General features: G+C 46.1%; 9 protein-coding genes. 3 read left to right on the forward strand and 6 right to left on the reverse strand.

Annotated elements, in window-relative coordinates; translation table 11 throughout:
- Nucleotides 1-46: 46 nt before the first annotated feature.
- Nucleotides 47-973 (reverse strand): patatin-like phospholipase family protein, encoded by a 927-nt coding sequence (locus tag L0660_RS04550; RefSeq protein WP_235158349.1) that lies wholly within the window; start codon nt 971-973, stop codon nt 47-49.
- Nucleotides 974-1,204: 231 nt separating this feature from the next.
- Between L0660_RS04550 and L0660_RS04555 the strand changes: the two genes are divergently transcribed.
- Nucleotides 1,205-2,179, forward strand: a complete 975-nt coding sequence (locus L0660_RS04555) for a polyprenyl synthetase family protein (RefSeq protein WP_026630920.1) — start codon at nt 1,205-1,207, stop codon at nt 2,177-2,179.
- A 210-nt stretch (nt 2,180-2,389) separates the two neighbouring features.
- Nucleotides 2,390-3,763 (forward strand): leucine-rich repeat domain-containing protein, encoded by a 1,374-nt coding sequence (locus tag L0660_RS04560; protein ID WP_235158350.1) that lies wholly within the window; start codon nt 2,390-2,392, stop codon nt 3,761-3,763.
- Between the two features lies 1 nt (nt 3,764).
- On the opposite strand, the gene L0660_RS04565 is transcribed toward L0660_RS04560, so the two are convergent.
- Both L0660_RS04565 and L0660_RS04570 read right to left on the reverse strand, forming a co-directional pair.
- Complete coding sequence (locus tag L0660_RS04565; protein ID WP_233795769.1) at nt 3,765-5,942, reverse strand: DUF5916 domain-containing protein; 2,178 nt, start codon at nt 5,940-5,942, stop codon at nt 3,765-3,767.
- A gap of 46 nt (nt 5,943-5,988) precedes the next feature.
- Complete coding sequence (locus tag L0660_RS04570) at nt 5,989-6,288, reverse strand: DUF3817 domain-containing protein (RefSeq protein ID WP_026630923.1); 300 nt, start codon at nt 6,286-6,288, stop codon at nt 5,989-5,991.
- Nucleotides 6,289-6,384: 96 nt separating this feature from the next.
- Here L0660_RS04570 and L0660_RS04575 point away from each other — a divergent pair, with 96 nt between their 5' ends.
- A complete protein-coding gene (locus L0660_RS04575) occupies nt 6,385-8,937 on the forward strand; it encodes a TonB-dependent receptor (RefSeq protein ID WP_235158351.1) in 2,553 nt (850 codons plus the stop codon).
- 130 nt (nt 8,938-9,067) lie between these two features.
- Here the strand turns inward: L0660_RS04575 and ccsA are convergent, their stop codons facing one another.
- From ccsA to L0660_RS04590, 3 genes are read right to left on the reverse strand one after another with little or no spacing between them, the layout of a single operon-like run.
- Nucleotides 9,068-11,662: a cytochrome c biogenesis protein CcsA gene (ccsA, locus tag L0660_RS04580; RefSeq protein WP_235158352.1), complete on the reverse strand. Its 2,595-nt coding sequence runs from the start codon at nt 11,660-11,662 to the stop codon at nt 9,068-9,070.
- A complete protein-coding gene (locus tag L0660_RS04585) occupies nt 11,659-12,093 on the reverse strand; it encodes a cytochrome c maturation protein CcmE (protein WP_233795772.1) in 435 nt (144 codons plus the stop codon). The genes ccsA and L0660_RS04585 overlap by 4 nt, the downstream gene beginning before the upstream one ends.
- Before the next feature lie 6 nt (nt 12,094-12,099).
- On the reverse strand, nt 12,100-12,324 hold the full coding sequence (locus tag L0660_RS04590; protein WP_026630927.1) for a CcmD family protein: 225 nt from the start codon (nt 12,322-12,324) through the stop codon (nt 12,100-12,102).
- Between the last annotated feature and the right edge of the window lie 23 nt (nt 12,325-12,347).

The raw sequence follows: 12,347 nt of genomic DNA on the forward strand, positions 1-12,347 counted from the left end.
TTGTAACGGTTATTATTTTGCCAATCCTGCTTTTAGCCGCTTGATGTTATGAATTTGTTTTGACTTCCGTTTTATTCTCCACCCCTTCAATAACGGCCTCAATCCCAGCCCGGTAACCTTCGACAATCAATCGGGAAATGTCTTCGGAAGTGAAATGTTGTAAATCAAGAAAAAGCGGTGCAGCGGGACGGATTACCGTTAGTTTCATCGGCTTTCCGCGCAGATTGGAGCGGTCTACAAATGACTCGGCCCAGACAATGTTGCTGTTGACGATCTGATTGACCGTAATGTCCCTGACGCGCTCAATCAATGTGATCAGGTTGCGTGAATTCATGTCTTCCGGCTGGTACAAAAGCGGCGAATGGCAGGCAATAAGCACTATTTCCGTAGCACCATCTTCAATCGCTTGCCGGATAGGGGCCACTTCCCGCAAACCGCCATCCAGGTAAAGCTGCTGCTCGATCTCGACTGCGGGCATCAGCATAGGAATGGATGAGCTTGCATATACATAGCTCATAAATTGCGGGTTATCGGGCGAAGCATACTTTATTTCTCCGCTGCCGATGTTCACGGCGCCTACTTTCAGCTTAACAGGGCTGTTATGAAGATATTGATCGTTCACATGCTTCCGGATCATGGAATGCAGGGGCATAGGATCCACGATCCCGTCAAAACGGCTCATAAGCGTTGCCATACCAAGCATTACCCGCGAGCGGAGCATTGAAATGTCCTGTGGCTGCGTAATGTTTTTGATCCAGAATTCAAGCAGTTTCCTGCTGACGACCGGCCATTGCACTGCATTCTTTTCGTGCATTTGCTTTCCCGCTTCATTGGCAAGAAATGTTGCATTCAGCGCGCCCACGGAAATGCCGTAAACCATTTCGGGCTCAAACCCATTTTCCAGCACAGCTTGTATAACGCCAACCTGAAAGGCGCCTTTCATTGATCCTCCTCCCAGCACTAATGCTTTCATGTAATGTTGTTTGAACCGGGGTGCCGGCGCAGTGATTGAATGGTAGAACGACGGATCGCAATCCTAATTTTTTCAATTCTAAACATTTTCATACTAAAATTGATATAAACAGAAGATTTTATTCCAAATTTGAAGATCAGAGTTCAGAAGCGGAAAAACGATGAAAACGAATTCCGGTTTTTCCGACGCCTTTTATATCAGGAGGGATTTTTGAAGCCCTCGTCCATAAATATGACCCTTTCAATAAAGGAAATCCAGGTCCCGGTTGCAGATGAAATGAAGGCTTTTGAGCACAAGTTTCGTCAGTTTATGAAAAGTGACGTAATGCTGCTGGACCAGATTATGAATTACATTGTCCGCCGCAAAGGCAAGCAGCTCCGGCCGATGTTTGTGTTTCTTTCAGCTGGTGTTTGCGGCCAGATAGCCGAGTCCACTTATCGGGGCGCCGCATTGATCGAATTGCTCCATACGGCTACGCTCGTGCACGACGATGTGGTGGATGACTCCAATTACCGTCGCGGTTTTTTTTCTGTTAATGCATTGTGGAAAAACAAGATAGCCGTCCTTGTAGGTGATTATCTGCTCTCACGCGGACTGCTCTTGTCTGTGGATCATGGGGAATTTGATATCCTGAAAATCGTTTCTACTGCCGTTCGTGAGTTGAGTGAAGGGGAGTTGCTTCAAATTGAAAAAGCACGCAGGCTGGACATTAACGAAGAGGTTTATTATCAGATCATTAAGCAAAAAACAGCCTCTCTTATCGCGTCCTGCTGCGCGGTAGGCGCCAGTTCTGTGGGTGCTACGGCTGACATTGTGAAGCGCATGCATGCGTTTGGCGAAAAAGTAGGCATGGCATTCCAGATCAAAGACGACCTCTTCGATTACGGCGAAGACGAGATCGGCAAACCACTTGGAATTGACATTAAGGAGAAAAAAATGACGCTGCCGCTCATTTATGCGCTCAATAAGGCAAGCTGGCTTGAAAAACGGAGGATCATCAATATCATCCGGAACGAAAGTCACAAACCTAAAAAAGTGAGCGAGGTAATTGCCTTCGTAAAAGACTCCGGTGGCCTTGGTTACGCACAGCAGGTCATGCAGCGTTACGTCGAGGAAGCAAGGGCGCTTTTATACGAATTTGCCGAGTCCCCCCACCGCCATTCCCTTGAACAGCTTGTTCAATACACCATAGAAAGAAGTAAGTAATTTTGAATGAGTGAATTAGTGAATGAGTGAATGAGTGACAAAAAAATATTCAGTCATTCACTCATTCACTCATTCACTCATTCAAAATTCACTCATTCAAAATTCATTCATTCACTCCTTCACTTCCCTTTCGCGACAAATATGTAAGTAACTATAATAATATGACTAAACTTTTAGTTATGTTAGCACTTCCATAAAAACCTTTATGTCATGAAAGCTATATTCTCTGCATTAATCTGCTTGTGCGTGCAATGTGCGTGCGCACAAATGAAGGTGGTCTCTTCAAAAAATCTCGAAAAAGAGGGCATCGACCCTATTAAAATCGCTAATGAGTACGGAAGTGAAGAGCAGTCTATGATGACTGAGGTGATGAAGAAAACAAGTCTGATCATCGCGTCCGCATTTCCTGAGAATCCCAATCCGGGTATCACCGTATTCACGCAGATTTATGTCAATGAATCCGGAAGCCTGGACTATTTGATCTTTGACCTGCGGACCGGTGATGGATATGACAAAGACTCCCTCGATAAACACGCCAAATATGCTTTTCTGACTGGTTTTGATGGATGGAAAGTTTCGAAAACAGGGAAAAAGTTTTCGGTCGTATCGGTCCGAACGGTAGGGAAGCAGCCCGTAGTGCGCGAGGTTCGGCGTGGCGACAGCTCGGTCGTTGACCTGAAAACGGCGCTCGTTTTTCAGGATACATTAAAAACCAAGCGGCTTTATCTGAACCAGCTGGAATTGAAGACATTACCCGATGTCATTTACCGGTTTCCGAACCTCGAAGAGTTATATCTGGGAAACAACGAGTTGCAGGCGGTTTATATCGACATGGCGCGCCTGCCTAAGCTGGCTCAACTTCATTTACAGCAAAATAAGCTCACCGAAAAAAGCTTTCAAATCACTGGTAACAATACATTATATCTGCTGAATCTGAAAGAAAATAAATTTACCAACATTCCTACCTCCATTCGTAAATGCAAGAAATTAAGGACGCTATGGCTTGGCGGTAACCAAATGTCAGCATTGTCCAACGGCAGTTTTCGAAAACTGAAATCGGTGCAAGACCTGAATTTTTACAAATCCGACATCGCCGTTTTACCCAAGGGGATTAAGAAAATGAAGAATCTGGAAGTCTTGGATCTGTATTATAACCAGCTGGAAATGCTGCCGAAAAGCATTACTAAGCTTAAAAACCTGACACATCTGGCCGTTTCCTATAACCAGATAAAAGCATTGCCCGAACGGATCGACAAACTGAGCCGCATTCATACATTATATGCGCACCATAATCGGCTTAGCAAACTCCCGGCAAGCATTACCAAAATGCAAAATCTGAAAATTCTGGATCTGGGTTTTAACTGGTTTACCAATTTTCCCCCGGAACTAACCGCTTTTGTAAAATTGCAGGAGCTGGATCTTTCTTCCAACAACTTCCCCGATTTCCCGGAGCAGCTGTTGGAAATAAAGAAACTTGAAAAACTTTACCTGCGCGGCAACCCATTTGTAAAAGACGATGCGGAGACCAAGTACAGCAGGCAGCTCGGCCAGCTGAAAAGCAAGAACATTGAAGTATTTTATTGATTTACAAATTCCACCAATACGTAAATTTCAACACAACTGCCCGGTTCTTGACCCGGAAGTTTTCGGGCAGATAGTTGTCCGTATACACGATAAATAAATCGGAGGCAGGCTTATAGCGCCATTGCAGACGCGCATTCAGGTTGATGTTATCTGCCTGATTGTTGTACTGCATGAATGTGGTGAAGAACAGGTTATTGGTAAATGTAAAGTCCACCCGCGGGCCTACGAGCCATAATTGCGTTCTTTTCCAAGGCTCAGGAAGGCGGATATCGTTATAGTTTCCAGCCATGGTGATCGCTACGTAAGGCTGCACACGATAACCCAGCTCGGCCCGTAAATTGTTACGATGACCATTCTGATAATAACCGCCGAAAATCCCCGAAGCAGTGTAAGTAAGGCGATTCTGCGGGCCTGAAACAATGTCAAAACCGGCGGCTTTCCAATTGTGCTCGCTGCCGGTTGCCAATGTTCCCACACCGAGGTTGGTAGGGTCAAATGGCCTTAATAACCTGACATAATTACTCGATCCCCAAACGGCAACTGTGGCGCGGTTGATGAAATTCAGGTTGTAGGAAAGAATAAATTCACGATCGCTGAGGTCAAATTTTTTGTCCCAAAATACATTGCTGATCAGCTTTGGACCGTGGCTGATGATCTTTGGATTTTTGACAAAAAACAGATAACCAATGTTCGGACTGATCTTGTAATAACCCATCCTGACCGCATTCGGCACGTAACCTACTTCTGCATTGAAATTTTTACCCACATATTCGTGCTGCCACTGCCAGAAAAAATTGGCTTTGTTAAATTTCAAATCAGCAGCGTGAGTAAAATCGTCTGTGGACTTTCCGGGTGTGAATGATTTGAGCATCATAACTTTTCCTGTCCAGAGATTTTTAGCGCTTGCGAGGTTAAATTCTGCTCCTATATTGCGGTTATAGCGGTTTGTGGCCTGATGCTGCTCCGGCGAGTAATTCGTCGCATCTTTATTTACAAATATAAAACGGACATTGGACCGGGCTAATAATTGCCTTTGTAATGCAAAAACCGCGTAATTATTTCTGGGCGTCAGGCTGTCGGAAGAACCCGTCTGCACGTCCAGCACACCGATGCGCCAGTTCTTGTTGATCTTCCCGCTCATACGCGCACCAAACTGAATCGGGACGCCTAATCCGATGCGGCGGGAGAAAAAAGGCCGAATGGTAGCGTACCCGAAATTGGCGAAAAGGTCAGCATTTTCAAGAAAGAACTGACGGCGCTCCGGGAAAAACAATTCAAAGCGGTCCAGATTGGTCTGCTGCACGTCCACGTCGACCTGAGAGAAGTCCGGATTGACAGTTAAGTCGAGGTTCAGAGATGGGGTAAGGCCGATTTTTACATCGCCTCCGATGGCCGGCTTATATTTATTGGGCGTGTCTTTTTGATAATCTTTTGTCAAACGCGTGGCCGCGTAGGGTATGATAGAAATGTTCGGGCCCGGATTGGGCGGGGGAACGTCCCATGCCAGCACGCCCGTATAAGCCAGTGAGGCCGAAGGAAACTGCCGCGGAACGGGCGCCCAGGCCGATTTTTCAGAAATAGTGAGATCCTGACGGCTGAAATTAATGCCCCATCTCGTTATCCCCGGCTTGTACCGAATGCTTTTGAAAGGAATTGCGGCTTCCCAGACCCATTTGTCATCATCATTCTTTACCGCGCTCACCCATTTATTGTCCCAGCTCAGATCGACCGTTCCACCGTCTCCCTGCTGGCCATCCCACGGCGCGCCGGCCGCATTGGCACCGAATGAAAAACCATTGGTCTTATCATCAAATGTGTCCATGAAAAGGAGAAAGTTGTCATTTTTCCCGAAAGAAAAATCCCTTTTCAATGATTCCACAATAATAGAGCCTTTTACGGGCTTATAATTAACCACCAGAATGTAGAGGTTGTCCTTATCGTAGCACATTTTCACATCCGTAAGCGCCCTGGAAAAACTGGTATCCATAGGCGTGATCATGAAAAAGTTGTTGGCAACCTCAGCGGATTCCCATGCCAGGTCATCCGCGACACCATCAATGTTCAGCGAGGATGTCGCGGAATGAATATTGTATTGATATTTTTCATTGGGTTTCTGTGCAATGCTTTTTGAAATGATTAAACAGAAAAAAATAAGGTTTAGGATAGAAATTTTTTGCACTTGATCAGGGTGTAGGAATGGTTGAATAAAGGCTCAGGCGGTGTTCTCAGCTTCTGAACCACTTTGCATCCGCATAAAACGTCCCGAAAGGAACGAGCGAAGAAATGAAAGCGAGAAGTGATTTCTTAAAAGACCAGCTTCTTTCCGTAGCAACCTGGATCAGCAAAACGACAAAAAGCACGAACAAAACGCCGTGCGCCATGCCAACAATGCGGACAGCCTGCGGAAGACCGGCAAGATATTTCAACGGCATAGCAATGCCGAGCAAAACGAGGTAAGAAATGCCTTCAAGAAAAGCAATGATGCGAAGACGGCCGAGGGCGGATTTAACAAGCGTGGAGATCATAAAAAAAGAACTGTAAGCGTAAGATTATTAAGTGTAAAGATACGCAATAGGAAGATTTAGAAGGCAGGAATAACCAAAAATCAAACACCAACGTTCGTGAGAAAATCAATTTTTACATGTCTGCTTGCGCTTGCAGGATTTTATGCAACGGCGCAAAGCCTTAAAGTTTCGGGAAATGTACGCGATGAGCGCGGAGAGCCGCTCATTGGCGCTTCGGTGCTGGAAAAAGGAACCAATAATGGCACCATTACTGACGGCAGCGGAAGTTATGTGCTTTCGGTTGGCAAATCCAATGCTGTTCTCGTTGCGACATTTGTCGGTTACAATGTTGTTGAGCGCGCGGTTTCGGCCAATGCTAATCTGGACTTCACAATGACCGACGCGTCCATTCTTAATCAGGTAACCATTGTGGGTTCGAGGAACGGAAACCGGTCGTCCACCGACACGCCTTCGCCCGTGGATGTGATTGACATTCGTGAGATCACCACCAAACAAGGCCAGCTGGATGTAAACCAGCTTTTGCAATTCGCTGCGCCTTCTTTCAATTCCAACAGGCAAACGGGATCTGATGGCGCGGATCATGTGGATCCTGCATCCTTGCGGGGCCTTGGACCTGACCAGACATTGGTTTTGATCAATGGGAAACGGCGTCACCAGTCTGCATTGGTCAATCTTTTCGGAACAAGAGGCCGCGGGAATACGGGCACCGATTTAAATGCCATTCCGGCTGCGGCCATTGAGCGTATCGAGATTTTGAGGGACGGCGCAGCAGCGCAATATGGCTCTGATGCCATTGCGGGCGTGATCAACATTGTTTTAAAAGAGACAGTCAACCAGCTTTCCGCCAATGTGAACGCAGGGATTTATAAGGCAAAATATCGCTTTGATAACAAGGATTTCGATGGGCTGAATTGTAATGTTAACCTCAACTACGGCGTAAAAATTGCGCAAAAAGGTTTTGTGAATGTGACGGCCGATTATAATTTCCGGGACCATACCAACCGCGCAAACACAGTTTCCGATCCGGACGAGCTTCAAAGGCGGCAATATGGCGATCCCAGGATCAATAATGCTGCGCTTTATTACAATGCGAAAGTCCCGGTCGGTGAGAATATCCAGTTTTATAGTTTCGGGGGAATCAACAAGCGCAGAGGCGATGCTTATGCGTGGACACGTTTCGCCGATGATGACCGCAATGTGCCATCCATTTACCCTAACGGATTTGATCCCATCATTGCAAGCACGATCGATGACAGAGCTGTAACGGCGGGAGTTCGGGGCGTTTGGAAGTCATGGAACATTGATCTGAGCAACACTTACGGGTTTAATAAATTTCAGTTTGATGTGAAAAACACCATTAACACGTCATTAGGCGAGGGGTCACGGACGGAGTTTGATGCAGGCGGATTTCAGTTGGCACAAAACGTTACAAACCTTAACATTACACGTCATTACAAAACCATTTTGCAAGGACTCAACGTTGCTTTTGGTGGTGAATTTCGGAATGAGCGCTATAAGATTTTCGCGGGCGAGCGCGGTTCGTACTACAATTACGATCCTTCCCTGGCAGGCGGATCGCAGGGCTTTCCGGGTTACAGTCCTTCGGATGTCACGGATAGAAGCCGCTCCAACGCAGGTGCTTACCTGGACGTAGAAGCAGATCTGACTAAAAAATTGTTGATCGATGCAGCCGCCCGGTTTGAAAGTTACAGCGATTTTGGGACTACATTGAATGGGAAAGTCGGCTTGCGTTACAAGATCACCAACGCCATTGCGTTACGCGGATCGGTCAGCACAGGTTTCAGGGCGCCTTCACTGGCTCAGAAATATTTCAATTCAACATTCACCAATTTCGTCAATGGTGAAGCGGTGGATGTGCTGCTGGCCAATAATAACAGCGAAGTGACCAGGGCGCTGGGCATTCCAAAGTTAAAGCAGGAAACTTCCCAAAATGCCAGCATCGGACTTACGATGAACCCGGCTCCGGGGCTTTCCGTGACGATTGACGGTTACTATGTAAAAGTGAAGGATCGCGTGGTGCTTACCGGGCAGTTTAGCGATGAGGATGAGGATATCGGCGAGCTGCTGAAAAATCTGCGGGTTGGACAAGCCCAGTTTTTCACAAACGCGCTTTCTTACACCACCACGCAAGGCATTGACCTGATCATTGCGCATTCCACTTCGCTGGGCATCGGGCGGCTGAGCACAACATTGGCGGCTAACTTTAATGATATGGATTTGGGGCCGGTTAATACAGTGCCAAAATTGCGAGGAAAAGAAGACACTTATTTTGATGAAAGGGAGCGGCGTTTCGTGCTGGCTTCGGCGCCGCCGTCGAAAATCAACCTGACATTTGATTATGGCGTTGATAAATTCAGCCTTATGCTACGTTTTATACGATTTGGCGAGGTGAAGCTGGCCAATTGGGACTATGAACTGGATATCTACAAGGCGAAAGTCCAGACTGATCTAACGGCGAATTACAAGTTCAGCAAAAACATTTCGCTTTCGATCGGTGGCAGCAACATCCTGAATGTTTATCCGGATAAGTCTCTGCCTAGTCTGACAGAATCTGGTGGCGGCTGGGATCCCGTACAAATGGGCACCAACGGAGCTTTCTTTTTCACCAGATTAGGTTTCAGGTTTTAAGATAGTGTTGAATCAAAACTTACATGCTCATTATTTAGCACGCTGCTTTTGCGCGTGAAACTTTGAGTTATTACAAATAAAAAGGGTGCGTTCGCTTAGCAAACGCACCCTTTTAAATGGTCCAGAATCGCTAGACAGGCTGCACCTTAATTTTAGGTTTCTTATCGGCAGACTGATTTTCCTTATCCCGCATTTTGATAAAGTCTTTGAAACGTCTGATCGTAGCCATAATGAAGCCGATCACCAGCACAAATGTTCCTAGCCAGAGAATGTTAATTAACGGCTTTTCAATGGCTTTCATCACAATAAAGTCGCGCTGAGTGGTATTAACAGCGAAGGAGAATTGTCCTGTTTGTGGATTGATCTCCTGGAACTGAATGCGCATGCCCAAATCGTTATTTACCTCAGGCTTGCGTGCCACCATGCGATCACGGATCACGAATGATGGTGTTACCACGTATTCTTTGTCCTTATCCAGCACCCGGATCACGGCTTTCACGGCAGCATCACCATCGCCGAGCTTAACGCCTTCAACCTGCTCCGTACGCACCACGTTATCCAGGATCGCGACGTAATCGTTCACAAAGAATGTGTCGCGCATGCTGATCGTAAAGTTCTCCGTCTGGCTCCAAACCGGCTCTGCAGTTGGATTGGTCACCATGTTTACGTGGGTATAAAGGTCTTTGTCAACCTTCCGCTGAATGTCGGGTGATGAAACAATTCCACCCATTCTCGGGTTGATCTGCACCCTTGGGAACAAGCTAAAAATACGTCCTGACGGCTCCCTGTATTCGATTTCGTAATAGAAATTTTCAGGGAAAAGCTCGATTGTATCGCCTTTGACATTATACTTTTTCCCGTCCACAACAATGTCGCGTAAAGCAACTGCATGGAAATCACCCTCGATGATATCGACCCAGCTCTTAGGAATGTAACCAGGAATCTTACGCGGCTCAACGCGCACGTCGCGCCAGGTAAGCATATAGTCGCCCATTTTCTCGGGCTTATTAAGCCACAGGGTAATGTTCTCCTTATTTTCCTTATTGTCGTTATTGGTAAATTCTTCGCTCCGGGAAATCATCAAACCCGAATTGTTGATCGAAACGACTTTGGTATAAGCCGAAGAAAACAGGATCCCGATCAGCATTAAGGCCACACCAATATGCGTGATCGCTCCGCCTGACAGATTGTAATTGCCACGGATAATGTTGATCAAAATCGTCCCGTTTGCAACGATCGCAAAGACTGCTGATGTCAGCAAAACAATGTATTGGATTTCCTTAACACCTTGAATAGTGATGATCGCAGCACTGATAATCAGTGAGATCAGTAACGGATTGTAAAGCGCTTGCAATTTGTCCTTACCCGTTCTTTTCCACCAGAAAAACTGTCCTACACCCGTCAGAATGACGATCAGTGAGAAGAACCAAAGCTGGAATTTGTTATAATGTCCGATCTGATCGGCAGGAAGCGCCATGTTCAAAACCGTTCCGAATGCTTCGGCGATTTTGTTATAAACTGGGATGGAGGTCGTTGCAAGGATTTGGAAACCGGACAAACAAAGCAATGTTGCACCAATAAAAATCCAGAATTCCTGAGAGTAGGTGGAAACTTCTTCTTCGTCACTTGGCAAGTCTTTCCAGCGATAAATCAGCAAGCCGATTGCGACGATTGTGAATGTCAGCAAGTAAATCAGAAGCTGTCCGGAAAGACCCAAATCCGTAAATGAGTGAACAGAAGCATTTCCCAAGACCCCGCTTCGCGTCATGAAAGTGGAGTAAAGGATCAGGATAAATGTGGCAATGGTAAGAATGAAGGACGTTTTAAGAGCTGTCGCATTCTTGCGTCCAATGATCATTGTATGCACCGCGGCCACCAGGATTAACCAGGGCACGATAGATGAATTTTCAACAGGATCCCAGTTCCAGTAACCGCCGAAGTTAAGCGTTTCGTAGGCCCAGTAAGCGCCCATAAGGATGCCTATGCAAAGGATCATGGCAGAAAACAATGCCCAGGGCAAAGCCGGACGGATCCATTCCTGGATTTTTTTGGTCCAAAGGCCTGCAATGGCAAACGAGAAAGGAATCAATGTTGTAGCAAAACCCAGGAACAGGGTAGGAGGGTGGATTACCATCCAATAGTTTTGCAAAAGCGGGTTCAAACCGTTTCCGTCTTTTGGAATAAAATTCGCATCCATCTGGTAAACAGGCAGATCCGGCATTACTTCTTTTAATAACAGGAATGGTGTAGAACCGATTTTAAGATCCAAGCCAGGAATGACAACACCTAAAATCATGGAAGTCAAAAACGCCTGCACCAATGCAAAAACGGTCATTACAGGTGCTTCCCAGGAGCGGTTAGTGAAGATTAAAACACAACCCAAAACAACATTCCAGAAGATCCACAACAAGAAACTTCCTTCCTGATCCTGCCAGAAACTGGAAATTGTGTAGCCTGTTGGCAGGGACAGCGAGGAGTTTTTCCAAGCGTAGTGATATTCAAAATAATGGTTTCCGATGATCCAGTAAAGGGAGAAAACCACGCCTATAACGGCAGCAACGTGCGCATAAAAAACGGCGCGTCCGAATTTTTTCCAGGTTTTGGCATCGTCAATGGTGATGCCAGCCGTGCTAGCCTTGAAATAGGCGAATGTGGCAACCAGGGCTGTTACAAATGCAATTATTACCAGCAGGTGACCTGCACTTCCGATTGTGCTGTGAATCATGATTGTTCTGCTGTATGTTCAGTCGTTTCCATTTTGCCGTTCTCGTATTTCGACGGGCACTTCATCAGGATTTTCTCCGCAGTGAAAGCGCCGTCTTTCATTTTACCTACCACCACAACCTGCTCCGATTTATCGAAATCCTGCGGTTTTGAGTTCTTGTAAACGACCCTTTGCTCGACCTGGTTGTTGTCGATCAATGTGAAGGCAAAATAGTTGGGATCAACCTGAGGCTGGTATTCCATGCCGATAATATGGCCTGATGCATCTTTTTTGAGTGTACCCACAACGTGAATGCTTTCTGCATCACCGTCCTGTGCCATCTCTTTGGCCTTTGTAAAATCCACATATGTGCTCGCATCACCGGCTGTTGAGACAATAATGCCAATAGCCACAGCAATGATGATCAAACCGAATATTTGTATCTTTTTCATGAAAGTTTACTTGATATTTAATTCTTTTTCGATTTTGCTTACTTTGGAATCTATCCGAAGCATATTGATCGCGATCCCTGCGAAAATCACAGCAATCACAGCTACAACAACCCAGATCTTACCGTCTTCCCGGAGTTTGTCGGCCATAGGCACGCCATTATCAACAGCTTGTGCAAACAAGTTTCCTGAGATCAAAAATAAGGTGAGTAGTAAGAGGGAGACTTTTTTCATTATATGGGTAACGGTCTAAATTC

The organism is Dyadobacter sp. CY351, assembly GCF_021502625.1.
Classification (GTDB): domain Bacteria; phylum Bacteroidota; class Bacteroidia; order Cytophagales; family Spirosomataceae; genus Dyadobacter; species Dyadobacter chenhuakuii.